At 60.9% G+C, this 17,032-nt stretch carries 11 protein-coding genes and 1 pseudogene; 3 read left to right on the forward strand and 9 right to left on the reverse strand.

The window, feature by feature from the left end; translation table 11 throughout:
* From FEF26_RS01705 to FEF26_RS01715, 3 genes are read right to left on the reverse strand one after another with little or no spacing between them, the layout of a single operon-like run.
* Nucleotides 1-4,872, reverse strand: coding sequence for an NAD-glutamate dehydrogenase (locus tag FEF26_RS01705; protein WP_138251804.1), 4,872 nt, complete (start codon nucleotides 4,870-4,872; stop codon nucleotides 1-3).
* 46 nt (nucleotides 4,873-4,918) lie between these two features.
* A complete protein-coding gene (locus FEF26_RS01710; protein WP_138251805.1) occupies nucleotides 4,919-6,301 on the reverse strand; it encodes a CpaE/TadZ family protein in 1,383 nt (460 codons plus the stop codon).
* A complete protein-coding gene (locus FEF26_RS01715) occupies nucleotides 6,301-7,002 on the reverse strand; it encodes a CpaB family protein (protein WP_138251806.1) in 702 nt (233 codons plus the stop codon). The genes FEF26_RS01710 and FEF26_RS01715 overlap by 1 nt, the downstream gene beginning before the upstream one ends.
* Nucleotides 7,003-7,169: 167 nt before the next feature.
* On the opposite strand from FEF26_RS01715, the gene FEF26_RS01720 reads away from it, so the two are divergent.
* Nucleotides 7,170-7,379 (forward strand): helix-turn-helix domain-containing protein, encoded by a 210-nt coding sequence (locus FEF26_RS01720; protein ID WP_138251807.1) that lies wholly within the window; start codon nucleotides 7,170-7,172, stop codon nucleotides 7,377-7,379.
* A gap of 6 nt (nucleotides 7,380-7,385) precedes the next feature.
* Here FEF26_RS01720 and FEF26_RS01725 read toward each other — a convergent pair whose 3' ends face one another.
* Nucleotides 7,386-7,913 carry a hypothetical protein gene (locus tag FEF26_RS01725; protein WP_138251808.1) on the reverse strand — a complete coding sequence of 176 codons (528 nt, stop codon included), beginning with the start codon at nucleotides 7,911-7,913 and terminating at the stop codon, nucleotides 7,386-7,388.
* Between the two features lie 132 nt (nucleotides 7,914-8,045).
* Between FEF26_RS01725 and FEF26_RS01730 the strand changes: the two genes are divergently transcribed.
* Nucleotides 8,046-8,318, forward strand: coding sequence for a LysM peptidoglycan-binding domain-containing protein (locus FEF26_RS01730; protein ID WP_138251809.1), 273 nt, complete (start codon nucleotides 8,046-8,048; stop codon nucleotides 8,316-8,318).
* Nucleotides 8,319-8,371: 53 nt separating this feature from the next.
* Nucleotides 8,372-8,980, forward strand: coding sequence for an Rv3235 family protein (locus tag FEF26_RS01735; RefSeq protein WP_138251810.1), 609 nt, complete (start codon nucleotides 8,372-8,374; stop codon nucleotides 8,978-8,980).
* 22 nt (nucleotides 8,981-9,002) lie between these two features.
* On the opposite strand, the pseudogene secA reads toward FEF26_RS01735, so the two are convergent.
* From secA to mtrB, 5 genes and pseudogenes are all read right to left on the reverse strand, one after another.
* Nucleotides 9,003-11,609, reverse strand: a pseudogene (secA, locus tag FEF26_RS01740) (preprotein translocase subunit SecA); the annotation flags it as partial.
* 166 nt (nucleotides 11,610-11,775) lie between these two features.
* Nucleotides 11,776-12,504, reverse strand: coding sequence for a ribosome hibernation-promoting factor, HPF/YfiA family (hpf, locus tag FEF26_RS01745; RefSeq protein WP_138251812.1), 729 nt, complete (start codon nucleotides 12,502-12,504; stop codon nucleotides 11,776-11,778).
* A gap of 141 nt (nucleotides 12,505-12,645) precedes the next feature.
* A complete protein-coding gene (locus FEF26_RS01750; protein WP_138251813.1) occupies nucleotides 12,646-13,485 on the reverse strand; it encodes a ComF family protein in 840 nt (279 codons plus the stop codon).
* Between the two features lie 64 nt (nucleotides 13,486-13,549).
* Nucleotides 13,550-15,295: an LpqB family beta-propeller domain-containing protein gene (locus FEF26_RS01755; protein ID WP_138251814.1), complete on the reverse strand. Its 1,746-nt coding sequence runs from the start codon at nucleotides 15,293-15,295 to the stop codon at nucleotides 13,550-13,552.
* On the reverse strand, nucleotides 15,295-16,974 hold the full coding sequence (gene mtrB / locus FEF26_RS01760) for an MtrAB system histidine kinase MtrB (RefSeq protein ID WP_341805131.1): 1,680 nt from the start codon (nucleotides 16,972-16,974) through the stop codon (nucleotides 15,295-15,297). Before mtrB ends, FEF26_RS01755 begins: the two co-directional genes overlap by 1 nt.
* Between the last annotated feature and the right edge of the window lie 58 nt (nucleotides 16,975-17,032).

Below are 17,032 nucleotides of genomic sequence, written 5' to 3' on the forward strand. Positions count from 1 at the left end.
TTACGCGCCGACAAGTCCGCGTAAGTGGCGCAGCAATACCGTGATCGACGCCATGGAGAATTCGTGTTCACGCACTTCTGCGGAGAGACGCTCTGCGCGTTCCAGCGCCGAACTATTGGCCTTTTTCCATTCATCCAGACGCTGCTGCGGGTCCTTCTGTTCTGTGGTGGTCAGAATGGACTGAGTAATCTCATGGAGCGCGAAGTACAGTTCGTCGCGCTGCGCGCCCCTGGCGAGTGCCTGCCACTTATCCTCCCGGGGAAGATTGGTGATGTGGTTCAACAGCGAATCGACGTCGAACTCCGCGTAGACCGCGTAGTAGACCTCAGCCACCTCGCGGGAGTCCATGGTGTTGCTGCGGGCCAGAGCTGCGATGTCCAGCAGGGAGAAAGACTCGAACAGTTCCGCGTACCAGGCTGCGAGCTCCTCACCCATACCGAGCTGGAGGACTTCCTCCTTTCGGGCTGACACTCGTTCAGCGTCAGGGCCGTACAGCAAACCGCGCAGCTTCCGGTACAAGGGAGCCATCTGCTCCTGATAGGAACCGATGTCGCTCTCCAGAGAATCACTCTCAACCCCGTGTGTCACCAGCCAGCGCACGGCGCGGTCCAGTAGACGGCGCATATCCACGTACGCCTCAGCCCAGGATGACGTCGGGAAGTCCACAGGCAAGCTGCGGAGGGCGGCGTCGAACTCTTCAAGATTGAACAGCTCACGGGCGATGAGGAAGGCTCGCACCACCTGGTGGGGGGAGGCGAACGTCTCCTCCACCGTGCGGAAGACGAAGGTGGAGCCGGCCATGTTGATCACATCATTGGCGACATCATTGGCGATGATTCGATCAGCCAGGGGGTGCTGGGGAAGCTCATCAGCGAACTGTAAGGTGAGCTCAGTGGGAAAGTAGCTTTCCAACGTCCTGAGCAGCCAAGGATCTTTGGGCAGCCCGGACTCAGACAGCGCACCTTTGAGGTGGATCTTTGCATAGGCGGCGAGCACCGCGATCTCGGGGGCGGTCAGTGGCGGAATCCCATCATCGAGTCTCTGGTGCATGTCTTGATCAGTGGGCAGCACTTCCAGCTCGCGGTCTAGTCCGGCGTTGAGCTCGAGCCAGCCGATCAGCCGCCCGAAGCTCGGAGACCATTCCGTGAGCCGGTGACGTTCGGCCAGAAGCAGCACGTTCTGGTCCTCATTCGTCTGCAGAACCAGTTGGGCCACGTCCTCAGTCATGTCCTCGAGCAGGCCGTTTCGCGCCTCCGGCTCCAAACGCCCCGAGGAGACCAGTGACTCCAGGAGGATCTTGATGTTGACCTCGTGATCAGAGCAGTCAACGCCGGCGGAGTTGTCGATGGCGTCGGTGTTGAGCAGCACTCCGTTCTGGGCCGCTTCGATCCGACCCGCCTGCGTCAGACCGAGGTTACCGCCTTCGGCGATGACCTTCGCGGTGACGTCCGCTCCGTTGATGCGGATACCGTTATTGGCCCGATCGCCGACATCTTCGTGGGATTCGTGTTCGGCCTTGATGTAGGTTCCAATGCCTCCGTTGTACAGCAGATCCACGGGAGATTTCAGCAGAGCCGTAATCAGCTCCGGTGGGGTCAGTTGATCCTCAGAGATCCCGAACCTCTCCTGCATCTGAGGGCTGATGTCGATGCTGCGCGCCTCACGTGAGAACACTCCCCCACCGGCTGAAATCAGGTCTGGGTCATAAGCGTCCCATCCTGACTTCTGCGCCTCAAAGAGCCGTCTACGCTCGGCAAACGAGCGCTGAGGATCAGGATCCGGGTCGATGAAGATATGCAGATGGTTGAACGCTGCCACCAATTGGATGTGTTCGGAGAGGAGCATTCCGTTGCCCATCACATCGCCACCCATATCGCCGATGCCGATAACGGTGAAGTCTTGGGTTTGGGTGTCATGGCCGAGAGTCTTGAAATGGGACTTGACTGACTCCCAGGCGCCCCGGGCGGTGATACCCATTACCTTGTGGTCATAACCGACCGACCCTCCGGACGCGAAAGCATCTCCCAACCAGTGGCCGTATTCTTTGCTGATCGCATTGGCGGTATCGGAGAAGGCGGCAGTGCCTTTGTCCGCGGCAACCACCAAGTAGGGATCGTCGCCGTCGTGCCTCACCACGTTCTCCGGCGGTACCACCTCCATGGTCCCTTCAGTGATGACCTGGTTGTCCGTCACATCCAGCAACGCTCTGATAAATGTCATATAGGCATCGCGTCCGGCCTCCAACCAAGCAGACCGGTCCTCCGCGGGATCGGGCAACTGCTTGGGATAGAACCCGCCTTTGGCACCGGAGGGCACGATGACGGCGTTCTTGACCATCTGGGCTTTGACCAGACCCAACACCTCTGTCCGGAAGTCCTCCGACCGGTCGGACCAGCGCAGACCTCCGCGGGCGATCCGGTCGAAACGCAAGTGCGAGCCCTCCACGGTGGGTGAATACACCCAAATTTCGTGCGCTGGGCGCGGGGCCGGGGCTGCGTCAATGGATTGCGGTCTAAGTTTGAGAGACACCCAGTCCCGACCCTGATACAGGTTGGTGCGGTCCGTGGCCTCCACGAGGTTCAGGAAAGCCGACAGTACTCGGTCGGCGTCCAGAGTTTTGACTGATTCCAGCGCATCCAAGACCTGCTGGCGGCACGCCTGGACGGCCTCGTCACGACCCGAACCGAGATTGGGGTCGAACTTGGCGGTGAACAGGGCAATGAGGGCTCGGGCGACGTCGGGGTTGGCCAGCAGGGCTTCTGCGAGGAAGTCGTAGGAGTTCGGCATTCCCAATTGGCGCATGTATTTGGCGTAGGCACGGAGGACGGTCACCCGGCGAATATCCATCTGCAAATGCAGGACCAAACGGGAGAATTCATCGGACTCGACTCGTCCGATGAGTACCTGATGGTAAGCCTCTTTGAACAGCTCACTTGTCGCATACGGGTCAATGCCTGCCGGATAGCAGATGCCCAAATCGTAGAGGTAGCACGTTGCCCCGTCGGCAGTGACGATCGTATACGCCCGCTCATCCAGCAACGCCAAGCCGAAGTCGTCAATAATCGGCAGAGTGTCAGTCAGAGTCTTCGCGTCGGCCAGGTAGAGCTTGAGGCGCATATCCGCCGGATCGTCCCGGTCCGGTGCGTAGAAGTAGAGACGGGGCCCTGCCTCAGGTTGGGCCTGCAGAGTCTCAAATTCGGCGGCGTCGTGCAGTGCGTCGGGGACTTCGTAAACGGCACGGTACTCAGGAGGAAACGCTTCACCCCACCGGTTGGAGATCCGGTCGGCATGAGCCGGCGTGTACCGGGCTGCGGCCTCCTGGGCGATTCCTTCACCCCAGGACCGGACGGCGCGAGCCAACCGGGCCTCGAGGTCCTCCACACTGATGCTGATTTCTTCCGCCCCGGGCTTCAGCCGCATCCGGAAGAACACGCGTGCCAACACCGAATCTGACAGGCGAACCGTGAAGTCGATGGACTCCGCATCAATATGTGCCATCAGCTCATCTTCGGTACGCCGCCGGGTATGGGTGTTGTACCGGTCACGAGGCATGTACAGCAGCGCCGTCATGAAACGTCCGTAGTGGTCCTGCCGCAGGAAGAGCTTGATGCGCCTGCGCTCCTGCAGTTGGAGGATCTGCCAGGCGACCCCCTCCACCTCGCCAATGTCCATTTGCATCAGCTCATTGCGCGGATATGTCTCCAAGATCTGGAGTAGGTCTGCCCCGGAGTGGGAGTCCGGACTGAAACCGGAGCGGGCCAGAAGCTGTTTGGCACGGGACCGCACCAGAGGAATGGTCGAAATCGACTGGGTGTAGGCCCTTTGACTGAAGAGTCCCAGGAATCGGCGCTCGCCCGTGACCTGACCATCCTCGCTGAAGGTCTTGACAGCCACATAGTCCATATAGGTTCGCCGACGCACAGTCGAGCGCGAATTGGCTTTGGTGATCACCAGCGCTTGGGGTTGCAGCGCACGGGCACGACCGGCCGACGAAAGCTCCGATGAGCTACGCGAACGCGGAACTCCATCAACATCGGCAAGAATTCCGAGTCCGGTCCCCGGAACGGGTTCCAACCGAGCGTGAATTCCTTCCTCATCTTGCCATTCCCCAGTAGGCGATGACCCTCCGGAGCTGTCCTGCTCATCGTCATTGAAGGTCAGGGAATACTCCCGGTAGCCCAGGAAGAGAAAATTCCCCTGGCCCATCCATTCGACGAACTCCGCAGACTCATCGCGGTCCATCACACCGTCGAGCCTGCGGATGGTTGCGGCTGCACGGTGGGCCTGCGCAGTCATTCGCTCCTGGTCGCGGTGGCTGGCTCTGACATCATCGAGCACACTGTTGAGCCCGGCGACCAGAGTCTCGGCGGCCTCATCATCGATGATCCGGTCCAACTCCACAGTGATCCAGGACTCCACCTCGACGCGGTCCTGCTCATCGATGAATGCTGCCAGGCTGGGGAGCGCTTGGGTATCCCCGGAAGACAGCGACCGGCCCTGTGTGGGCAGTGATTGGACCGCTTTTAACCGGGCGTCTTGGGTGCTGCGCTTGGTCAGCAGGATGGGGTGCACCACCAGGGCGATGGCGTGCCCGCATCTGGTGATCTCGCTGGTGACGGAGTCCACCAGGTAGGGCATGTCATCTGTGGTGACCTGCACCACGCTTCGGTGGTCGGCTCGCACCACCGCCACCGCAGGCCGGGAGCTTCTGCGGGAATCTGCCAGCCGCACATGGGTCTCGACTCGCTGAAGCCGGGCCTGCGTATCGATCGCGGCGAGGTCCTCTTGGGCGATATGGGCAAAATAGGCTTCCGCGAGCGCCTCAAACTGATCGTCGTCACGGGTCCAGAGTGTGGTGGGCTGCTCTGCCATTGCCTACTGTCTTCTCCTTTGAAGTTCTCATGAAGCACTAGTCAGCCTATCGCTCGTTGATACCCCCAGGAACCCCTGCCGAGGCATCGGAATGTCTCCGCCGGCGCGACCTCCTTCCGGAAGCGGAGGAACCACTCGACCGACGACGCCGCCTGCGCACCTCGATGCCTGCCAGGGCGGCGATCTGACGGCGTAGGGACGAATCGCTTGCAGACTCAGCGAGTACCTGGCCGGCCCGTAGTGAAGAGTCACAGGCTGCCGGTTCCCACGGAAGGAATGCGGCGATGGGAACCTGCTGACCGAGCTCGAGCCACGCATCTGTCAGCTGCCTGCGCGGTGAGCGACCGACCACGTCTTTGCGGAGCTTATTGACCACCACCTGCGTCGGGGGCGCCTGGGGCAGGTCCTCGCTGAGTTGTTGGACAGCTTTGATGAGGCGGGAGAAGCCAACAGGATCCGGGGAACCCACGGCCAGGACCTGATCGGCGGAACTGAGCACAGTTTGGGTGGCACTGTTGCGCTGAACGGTCGGCTGTTCATATCCCCAATCTTGGTCAGCGCTGAACTCTGAGGCGCAGTCGACCACCACGTGATCGTAGCGAGCGCGGCACATCGAGAGGACCTTTTCCAACGCCCGCGGACGGATCTCAGTCCAGCGGTGTGACCGGGGCAGCCCGGTGAGCACATCGAAGCGTGCATGGGCCACGTCGACTCCTACCGTGGCACGCAGGAGCACCTCGGAGTCCAGATTCCCGAATTCGGCTGCGCGGCACACTTGAGCGATACCGGCCGATTCCTCCAGAAGCCCCAGCTGCGTGGCTGCTGCTGCGGCGTAGGTATCGGCGTCGATCAGCAACACGGCGCGGCCGCTGAGCGCCAGTTCAGCTGTTAGGTTCACGGCCACTGTGCTCCGCCCTGGAGCTCCGGAGGGTCCCCACACTGCGGTGACTCCGCCGGAGAAACCGGTCGGAGAATCCATCATGTCCTGTTCGTGATCCTCTGGAGCGACGAGCCCCTGGGCTTCCATCAGGGCCGTGAACTCAGCATCATCCGATCCGGTGCCGTGGCGAGGCCCTTCCGGCGGTCGGGACTGTCCTGACTGCAGAGCATCAGCCAACTCCGGGGCCGTGACGTCGTCGTCAAAGGTGGCAAGGCCCAGTTGCGCCAGCCGCCGGCGCTCGCTCTGCAGGTCAGATATCGCCACGATTGTTGAGACGTCCCGGTGGAGCTCACTAATGGCCGAGTCGGTGAGTTCATCTGTTGTGCCGATGATGAGCACCGCGTCGGCTCTGCCTGTCCGGGCAGCAGCAACGACTTCTGCCAGGTCGGCGCAACGCCGGTCGATGGTGACGTCACCGTGAAGACGCTCCAGCGCGGTCACGTGGTCTGCGGCGATTCTGCCGCTGGTGATGACGGTGCAACGTGCCATTAGTCGCCCTGTGAGTCAGCGGGTAGAACGGTCAGCGCGTCACCACCGCCGATGGCGGCAAGCAGGCTCGGTACCTCATCGGGATCCACCAGGAGCTCCACGGTGACACCGCTGCTGGTTCCGAATGCGGAACTCGATTCTCGGATGTCTGTCACTTCTGCCGCGGCGGCCAGTATCGTAACCTCGCCCTGGTCCTGCTGGGTCGAGTACCCGTATGCCGCCCAAACGTCCACAGTGCGTCCGGTCTGCACTGACCTCGCCAAATCATGCTGAACCTCGACCGTGACTGCCTGGCGCTGGTGGGAGTCCACTGATCCGAGCGCAGCTGCTGGAAGGAGTTCGCCTTCCATGACTGGACGGATCAGCTCGACGTCCGTGGGAAGGTCGGCTTCGGCGGAGAGGTAGTGTTCGGCGGCGGCGTCGAGCTGAACGTTGACCACGCGGAGGTCTTCAGCCCCCACCGGTGTCCCGGTGCTCAGCTCACGGTCCGCAGCGTAGACAGGGACAGAGCGGTCTTGGGCGCTGACGAGCAGAATCACCCCGACGACTGAGACAACGATGAGCACGATCCCCATAAGCAGCCGCGGGTCTCTCCAGGTCGGGCGACGCATGCGCCGCGCAGGTGAAGGTTGCGGGGCGTTCCCCCCTGTGGTCGGGTCGGTCAGCTCTGAGCCTCCGGATGCATACCCCAACGTGGCCACTATCCACTCCTGATGGAAATCCTGATGCAGTTTGGCACAAGTGTTCAGGTGCTTGTCAATCAACGCACCTGTGGCGAAGCAGGCAACACATCACAGGATGCTTGATTCTGCCATCGAGAATGCCACAATAGAAACAAATGACAGCAAACGTCAAGTAAGGGGCTAAAATGCGGACGTTTCTCACCCTGCCAGATGTCGCCGAGGCTCTGAATATCTCGATGTCGCAGACTCGGGCGCTGATCCAGCGCGGAGACCTGGAAGGAATCCAGATTGGGGGGCGCGGGCAGTGGCGAGTGGAAGAAGCCAAGCTCGATGAGTACATCGATCGGCTCTACGCTGAGCAGCGCCAGTCTCGTGCCGAACAAAAGTCAACCTGATGTCACTCAACTGCGCCCGCTGCACACTGCGGTGATCGCAGCCAGCGGTACGGTCCTGATGGTCGGGTAGTCGCTCTCTGTACGAACATCAAGAAAATCGCGACCTACGCCGAGTAGTGCCCCCTCGGCAAGTACCCCTGTTTCGCAGCGGACCACGATGTGATGACGCGCTTCCGCAAGTGCCCTCAGTGGGGACGTAATACTCAGCCTTCGCCTGGCTTGGCTGGGCTCGACCTGCGTCCGCCGCGTCAGGCCCTTCACCATATCCACTGCACCCACTGGAATGAGCCACTGGTAGCCTGCTGCGCCCCCGGCGATCCAGTCGCTGCCCACCGTCCTGACATCGAGCGTGACGGTCTCTCCGCCCCGCAAGCGGATAGCTATGGGCTGAGAGGTGTGGCCACGGATGCGGTCCACCAGTTCCACTCGCGACCATTCCAGAGCCACGGCCTCAGCAACACTGGATTCAAAAACTTCTTGACGTTGTGCAGACGCCTGTGCCTGCAAATCCGCGAAAAGCGCATCCCACCGCATGCGAGCCTCCCCTAGTTGAGCGCCGACGGGACCAATCAGGCCATTTTATGCTCAGCCTATGGTGTGTCACCTCATATAGTGTGTATCATCATAAAACACCAAACCGCATCAAATGACACACTGATTGCTTATATGAAACCTTTTGTTCCTGAACGCCCATCATTGCCGTCTCCGCGCCATATGGGATCACCATCCCGCCCTGTGGAAGACCGCACCACAACAGTCCGACCGGAGGACACCCTGTGGACGCTCGCAGCTGAGCATCTGGGAAGTGACGCCACGGATTGGGAGATCGCCCGGGAATGGCCTCGCTGGCATCAGTACAACTTTGACCGCATAGGACGTGAGCCCGGTGGGCTTCGTCCCGGCACGATCCTGCGCATTCCTCCCCCACTTGACCGTTGACCGGCGCGTTCTGTCAGCCTGCGCACCACCCGTTATATGACAAGGAGCAACCCATGAATGCCACCAGCGCTAGAAGCTCATCCACGATGGTGCAGAACCTGGCGCCACCCGGCTCGCAGCCGTTGCGCGCCGGAGGCCATCACCGATGCCCTTCCACGGAGACTTTCGAGGATGAGGATCTTTCCCCACACCAGCGCTTCAGAATCCAGCGCGAATCTGAGGTCCCCCGACTACTGGCATCGATGGGCATAGTCCAGGGGACCCCTGACTCACTCTCAGGACAGTCAGATGGACGGCGACCGGACGAGCTGGCGAGCCTTCAGCAGGAGCGCCGCCAGGTAGTGGCGGTGGCACGGGTGGTCTGCCAGGCCACAGCAGAGACACTGCTGGGGCTTAGGCCGGTCAGCCAACTTCGGAGGTGGTTGGACATGGAGGTCTACAGCAAGGTGCAGAAACGGGCGGATATTATGGCCAGACACCGGGTCGATGCCACGGTGCGGCCACGTCCCTTGGTGTTTCGGTCTGAACGCACATCTCAGCCTGCTCCAGACGCATGGGAGGTCTCTCTGGTGTTCAGTGACGACCTACGCACGCGAGCATGCGCCATGCGGCTGCAAGCTCACCGGGGGCGCTGGCGAGTAGTCGCTATGGAACTGGGTTAGCTCTGTGCGACAGCTAGCCGGCCGAAGGGCTCTTGGGCTCATTGAGGCCCGGTACCTGGATTGACTTACCGGCTGCCGCGGCGCGCCCATCCTTCACGCCCGGCAAATTGGGCGCCGCAGATTGTGGCGTGATGGCTTTGACCTCGGCTTGGAACAATTTCCGGACTGATTCTTCTCGGATTTCCTCAGCCATAGCGTGGAAGAGCAGATACCCTTCACGCTGATATTCCACCAGCGGGTCGCGCTGCGCCATAGAACGCAGGCCGATCCCAGACTTCAAGTAGTCCATTTCATAGAGGTGGTCCTGCCATTTCTGGTCGATCACCGAGAGCAGGACACGGCGCTCAAGCTGCCGCAGTGCGTCTGCGCCAACCTCAGCTTCCTTTTTTTCGTAAGCGATTTTCGCATCTGATGTGATCTCCCGCTTCAGCATCTTTGTCGAGAGCTGGTCGATGCCACCAGCTTCCTCAATGAGGTCAGCGATCTCCAGAGAGATCGGGTACAGATCCCGCAGATCTTCCCAGAGGCCTTCAAGATCCCAATCCTCAGAGGAGGATGCCACGGTCTTCTCCTCGATGATCAGCGCCACAGCGTCTTCGAGGAAGTGCTGGACCTTCTCATGGACGTCGTCGCCCTCAAGAATCCGACGTCGGTCGGAGTAGATAGCCTCGCGCTGGCGGTTCATGACGTCGTCATACTTCAGCACGTTCTTGCGCTGCTCGGTGTTCTGCGACTCTCTCTGCTGCTGGGCGGAGGCGATAGCACCAGAGACCATCTTGTGCTCCACGGGCACATCGTCGTCCAACACTGAGGACTGCATGAGCCGCTGTGCCGCCTGCTGATTGAACAGCCGCATGAGATTGTCTGTCAGTGAGATGTAGAAGCGTGACTCACCGGGATCGCCCTGTCGTCCAGAACGGCCGCGCAGCTGGTTGTCGATCCGCCGCGACTGGTGACGCTCAGTACCGAGGACGTAGAGGCCGCCGAGGGCTCGCACCTCTTCAGCCTCGGCTTCGGTCTCAGCCTTGTTCTGAGAGAAGACCTCATCCCATTTGGCTTCGTACTCCTCGACATCCTCTTCAGGGTCGAGACCGAGTTTCTCCATCTCGCGGACGGCTTTGAACTCGGCGTTGCCACCAAGCATGATGTCAGTTCCGCGACCGGCCATATTCGTGGCGACTGTCACCGCGCCCTTGTGCCCGGCCTGGGCGACGATGGCCGCCTCTCGCTCGTGATTCTTCGCGTTGAGGACTTCGTGGCGAATACCCTGCTTGGCCAGAAGCTTGGATAGGTACTCCGACTTCTCGACAGACTCGGTGCCCACCAACATGGGTTGGCCCTTGCGGTGACGCTCAGCAATGTCTTGGACGACGGCGTCGAACTTCACCAGCTCATTGCGGTAGACCACGTCATTGTGATCGCTCCGCTGCCGAGGCTTATTCGGCGGAATGGGAACCACCCCGAGCTTGTATGTGGACATGAACTCTGCCGCCTCAGTTTCGGCGGTGCCGGTCATGCCTGAGATTTTTTTGTACTGACGGAAGTAGTTCTGCAGAGTGACGGTCGCCCGGGTTTGGTTCTCGGGCTTGATGCGGACATCTTCCTTGGCCTCAATGGCCTGGTGGAGGCCTTCGTTATAGCGCCGGCCTTTCAGGATACGTCCGGTGTGCTCATCGACGATGTGCACCTCGTTGTCCACCACCACGTAGTCCGTGTCCCGTTTGTACAGTTCCTTGGCGCGGATAGCGTTGTTGAGGTACTGGATCAGGGTGGTGTTCTGAGTCTCGTAGAGGTTCTCAATGCCCAGATAGTCTTCAACCTTGTCGATACCCGACTCCAAGACCCCGACGGTCCGCTTCTTCTCGTCGACTTCGTAGTCTTCTTCATTGGTCAGTGTCTGGACCAGTTTGGCGAAATCGGTGTACCAGCGGGAGATGTCGCCACTGGCCGCGCCGGAAATGATCAGCGGTGTACGTGCCTCGTCGATGAGGATCGAGTCGATTTCATCGATGATCGCGTAGTGATGCCCACGCTGAACCAAGTCATCCAGTGACTGCGCCATATTGTCGCGCAGGAAGTCGAAGCCGAATTCGTTATTGGTGCCGTAGGTGATGTCTGCGGCGTAGGCTTCCCTACGCTGGGCTGACTTCAGGTTGTTGACGATCACACCGGTGGTCAGACCCAGGAAGCGGTAGACGCGTCCCATCAGCTCAGCCTGGTACTTGGCCAGATAGTCATTGACGGTCACCACATGCACGCCCTGACCAGTCAGAGCGTTGAGGTACGCAGGAGCCGTAGCGACAAGAGTCTTGCCCTCACCGGTCCCCATCTCGGCAATATTTCCCAGGTGGAGGGCCGCACCACCCATAATCTGCACGTCGTAGTGCCGTTGCCCCAGGGTACGGCCAGCAGCTTCACGAACTGCGGCGAAAGTCTCCGGCAGCATAGAGTCCAGGGACTCCCCGTCCGCCAACCGCTCTTTGAAGCGTTCAGTCTCCTGGCGCAGCTCCGCGTCGGAGAGCTCCTTGAACTCATCCTCAAGCAAGTTCACTGCGTCGGCATAGCCGCGCAGCTTCTTGAGAACCTTCTTCTCCCCAGTCTTGAGGACTTTTTCGAGCAGGGTGGGCATAAATGCGTCGATCTCCGTCAGAGTTTCTACAGCGTCAACAAAACAGTCTATGCCCGAGAACCGCTCTCGGCTAACCTGCGGGCAGACATCTCAGAACTGACGGAGCCCCCTTCCCTGTCAGAAGGAGGCTCCGCGTCAGTCCTGTCACAGGCTTCGCTGTGAAAGCTCAGGCTGCGGTGACGTGGGAAAGCGTAGTTCCTTGGGACGCGCGGTAAGCACGCTCTTCAGTGTTCGTCTCCGCGGACTGACCTGTCGGGTCAAGGGAGATCACACCATAAGTCCATCCGCGCCGACGGTACACAGCTGAGGGCTGTTCCGTCTCTGCGTCCAGGTAGAGGTAAAAGTCGTGGCCCAGGAGCTCCATTGCATCCACTGCGGCGTCAACACTCATGGGCTTGGCAGGGAACACCTTCCGCCGAATGCGGATCGGCTCGTCCCAATCTTCAGTCTCGGGAGGCACATCATCAACGGCCTCCGCGTCGAGAACCTGTTCGTACAGAGGCCGGTCCGGATCCACCGGAGTCAGCCCGGCCAATGCCTGGCCCACCGACTGGGCGGGATGACCCAGGGTTCCGTTGCTGCGAGTTTTGGACTTCTTCTTGTCTCGAACGCGGCGTAGGCGCTCGCACAGCTTGTCCCAGGCAATTTCAAAGGCAGCGAACTTCTCTTCCGCCTGCGCCTCAGACCGAATGATCTTTCCCCGTCCTATGAGAGTCAGTTCCACAGTGATTGACGTTTCAGCGCGGCGATGCGCGCTTTCACTGGACACTTTGACCTCAAGTCGCTGTCCCTTATCCGAGAGCTGCTCCACCTTGTCGAGTTTGGACTCGAGGTGTTCCTTGAACGCTGACGGGATGGTGATATTGCGTCCGGTGTAGGTGGTCTGCAGAGTCATGATGGTCCTCCCTGACGTCCGTCCTGCGGTTGGCGCAACGACGGTTACAGGACTCCTATGAGCCCACCGTCGCCACGATGGGTCTCTTCATCTAAACACCCATACTTCACCGTATGCCTTGTGTGCCAGTTTCGGAAGTGCTCACCTCACATTCGATCCTGATGGGGATGTATCGAGGACTTTCCCTGCCCTAGGAGTGACGGCCAAGACTGCAGCTCCACGCACATTCGCCCCAGCCTCTGTCAGTGCGGCATACATCCCGTGAATGGTGGCTCCTGTGGTGAGTACGTCATCTACCAGGAGCACCTCCCGGCCGGCGAGCCACCCCGGGGCGCCAGCAGCCACGGTAAATTGCGCGACCGCAGCTCGCCGTCCCCCTTTGGAACGGCCCTTCTGCCCACGGCGGCCCGAGAAGGACACCAGCTCGCCTGGATCCCGCCGCAGCGCCTGAGCGGCGGGAACCAAGCCTGGTGGCAGCGGACCTGCCCTCACCAGCTCTGGCATGGGGCTCCGTCCCCTTCTCAGCTGAGCACGTGGCGAGGACGGCGGCCACACCAACAGCGGGTCCGGGGTTTGAAGCATTTCCTCGGCAGCTGCGCCTATGGCTCGTGACAACGCTGGCGCAGTGACTCGTTTCAGTCCGACTCGCTCGTGGTCTTTGAAAGCAACGACGACGTCGGCCACCAGTGTCTTGTAGAAGCCGGCACTGATCACCGGCAGGATGTGAACCCCCTCTGCATTCACATCGGTCACCGGCAATGCTTCGGCCGCTCCCTCGGCGCGGAAGGGGGAACGAGTCAGCAGCCGGAAGTCCAGCGCGCACTCCGTACAGAGATCAAAACCTGCCGCGCTGCATCCCACACACCATGAGGGTAGGAGTAAGTCGAGAGTTTGCCGTGAGGCTCGGCGGGCCGCACGGCCCGCCGGTGAGAACCAGAGGCGGTCCAGCCCAGAGCCGAGGCTCGGTGAAGTCCCTGTCATCTTGTCAGCATGACGCGAGAAGTGGCGCCTCGCTACGGACCCGACCTAATTGTGGAAAACGAGGTTAGCCGGAGTAGCTGAGGTCGCGAACATCGTCGTCGATCTCATCCTGGCTCAAACCGCGGTCGCCCACAATCTGGTGCACACCTGAGCCTTCCTGCTCGAAGTACACCGGGCGGTCCTCGCCGACGGAGACGTTGAGCACTGCGGTCAGGCCTTCAGACGGTGTTTCAGCCGCTCCAGAGACGTTGATGCGCTGCATGCGACGAGTCTCGATCTCGTCGTCTTCCGGATCGTAGGGTTTCCAGACCAGCACTTCATCGTTGGCTGACCAGCGCACCTCCTCCAGCTCAACCTCGTCCTGGTCATGGTGGAGGCGCTGATGCTGTTCAAGCCCCCATGGCACACCGGTCGCGCCGTCTCGTTGGACTGAGGCGATGTACAGGCTGCGTACCCCGGCATCGTCCAAGATCAGGGCGGCCCGGGTGCCGTCTTGGGATATCCGCAGAGAGGTGACCTCGCGGCCCTGGATGAAGTCGGCCGTCACCGCCACTGAGCTGGCCTCTTCGTCCTCGTAATTGAACGCGCGCACGGTGGGGTCACCGTCGTCGTTTGTGGTGACAGTCCACGTCCACCCAAAGTTGTCCATGGACGGACGTGGCATATTGTCCGATTCCACCAGCAGTTCCGGCTCATCAGAATCTGCCCGTACATGGTAGAGCGCATCCAGGTCTCCGGACATCACGGCGATGACTTCCCCCTCGGCCTCTGTGGAGACGGCCGGGAATCGCGGCTCGATATCGCTGAGGTCTGGCATTCCTGCCACCCGGGAGGTGTCGGTGTTGCGCTGCCACACCAACTCGTCTCCCTGGATGCCGATCTGACGCTCTAGAGCACGCGGTCGGGTTTCAATCTGAAGGGCCTGCCCATCAGGAAGTTCGGGGATTTCTACTTCGGCCCCACCCACTGTCAGCCTGACCTCCCGCACGGAGGTCAGCTGGTGCAAAGCCATAGACAGCTGGTTGTGCATCAGAGCGATCTCGCGATCCGAAGCTCCAGCGGTCACAGAGGGATCCAGGTCGACTGTTGCGGTGCCGTCGGAGACTGGTACGGCCGGAGTGCCCAGGCTGTCTCCCTCGCTGAAGGCGGAGACCACGCCTGGGGCGAGCCAGGGGGCAGGGCCCCGCAGGAGGAGATCCGCCAGTTCAGTCGACTGTCCGGAAAGGTTGATCAGCCACCGCACATCCGGTACTGCGAAACGTTCCTGAGGGTCGTAGAAGTACAGGGTGAACTCGTCATAGGCACTGTTGAATGCACCGGAGTCGAGAATCTTCCCGTCCGGGGCGCTGCTGATGCGCCACTCCCCCTCAATTTCCTCCACTTCAAAGGTTTGGCTTGTGGGCTCATCGGGTCGGGCCATGATGCCGTCGGTGTTCACACGGGCATCCATTGTCAGCTGGACGTTGTACACCGCGTCTCCGGCGGCGTCGACGCTCATGTTCTCCTCGGTGTAGACCAGGGTCTGCGTCCACGGGTCCCAGGTTTCGGCGAACTCGTCAGTCAGGTACGAGCGAGCGATCTCATGGTCGTCGTCGGGCCGGGCGCCGGCCTGAAGGAACCCCTGAATGATGTCCTCGGGGCTGGCTCCGGCCTCTGGAGGCTCTACGACCACCCCAGAGTCTCCTCGGGAATCTGCAGGGGCCTCCGCGGTACCCACCTCACCATCAGTGGGCAGGGTTGGGGTGCAGGCTGTGGCCATGAATAGGGAGGCGACCAACAGTCCAATCCATCGCATCAGTGACGTGCGCATCAGGTTCCGCCATCCTTGTACAGCGCTTGCTCATTGACCCGGTCATAAGCGTGTTCGACTGCGATCAGATCAGCATCGGCGCTTATCCGGTTCCGTTGGTCCACACCATAGGTGGGAGGCAGAGCAAGCGGGGTGGCCCCGTAGGGGGTGCCCTGGATACGCGGCAGAACCAGGCGGAAGCAAGAACCCTGTCCAGTCTGTCCCCATGCGTCGAGGCTTCCCTGGTGAAGCCGGATGTCCTCAGTGGCGATCGAGAGGCCCAGCCCGGATCCGCCCGTGGTGCGCGCCCGTGCTGGATCGGCTCTCCAGAAACGGTCGAAGACGTGGGCCACCTGGTCTGGGGACATACCTACACCATAATCCCGGACCGCAATAGCTACGGCAGTCTCGTTCGCAGAGATGATCAGGTCAACCGGCTGACCTTCAGAGTGCTCAATCGCATTGTTGACCAGGTTGCGCAGAATGCGGTTGATGCGGCGGCGGTCCACCTCCGCGATGTAGCTTTCCACGTCATCAGGAACGACCATGTTCAGCTCAGACCCGGCCCGGTCTGCCAGGGGCACCGCCTCGGTGAGAACGTCTTCTGCCAGTGCCCACAGGTCGACTTCGGAGAGCGCCAGCTCTGCGGCCCCGGCGTCGAAGCGTGACATCTCCAGCAGGTCCGCCAACAATGCCTGGAAACGCTCCACCTGGTGGTGAAGCAACTCGGTGGAGCGCTGGCTGACCGGATCGAATTCGTCCCGGGACTCGTAGAGCATGCTTGCCGCCATGCTGACCGTCGTGAGCGGAGTGCGCAACTCGTGGGAGACATCAGAGACGAAGCGTTGCTGCATCTTCGAAAGGTGGGCGAGCTGGGTGATCTGCTCCTGCAGTGTGGATGCCATCCGGTTGAAGGACACTCCCAGGCGGGCGATTTCGTCTTCGCCGACCACAGCCAAACGCTGGTCCAACTGACCGTCTGCGATCCGCTCGGAGACCTGGGCGGCCTGCGAGACCGGTTTGACCACCGACCGAGCCACCCAGGCTGCGATGAGCACGTTCATGACAAGAATGGCCGCGACCGCGATGAGGAAAACACGGAAGACGAAGTTCACGTTCTCCTGCACGGAGGAGAAGTCGTAGACGAAGAACAGGCCATAGGGCGGGCCCGTTGGCAGAGAAATGCTGATTCCGAAGGCGACGCCGGGCATCTCAGTCCCATCATCACCCTCAATGCCGACCGGCTGCCAATGCTGACTGTCCGGGCCGCTGACCAACACGGCCTCTCGCAGCTCTTCACTGATGACATCTTGTGAGATATCTGGGGTGGACCGCGGTGTCACCGGAAGATTCTCTGCATCTTCAAGCGGGATCAGCACACTTTCGCGGATCAGCCCTGAAGAACCACCCAGGCTTTCAAAAATTTCCGGTACCCGCTCCTCCAGGTTCGCCGGCTCTGAGGTTTCGATGGCCCCGAAGGAGCTGCGGGCTTCGGCCAACCCTGCCGTTGCCTCAGCTTCGACCTGCTCCAGCCGCTCCTGGTAGAGACCGGTCGTGACCTGCTGCACCAGGAAGTAGGCAATGAGCGCTGAGCCTACGAGTGTGATGATGCCGGTCAGGACCATGGCTCGCGCCATGAGCGACCGCGCCCAAAATTTGGACAGTCTGGTCACACGACGCCCGAAAGTCACCTTGGGCACTGCGGCCGAAGGCGCTGTTGGGGTCGGGTCTACCGTCGCGATCTCTCCAGACGGGTTA

The sequence above is a fragment of the Nesterenkonia salmonea genome (genome assembly GCF_005771525.1).
In the GTDB taxonomy this organism is placed as follows: domain Bacteria; phylum Actinomycetota; class Actinomycetes; order Actinomycetales; family Micrococcaceae; genus Nesterenkonia; species Nesterenkonia salmonea.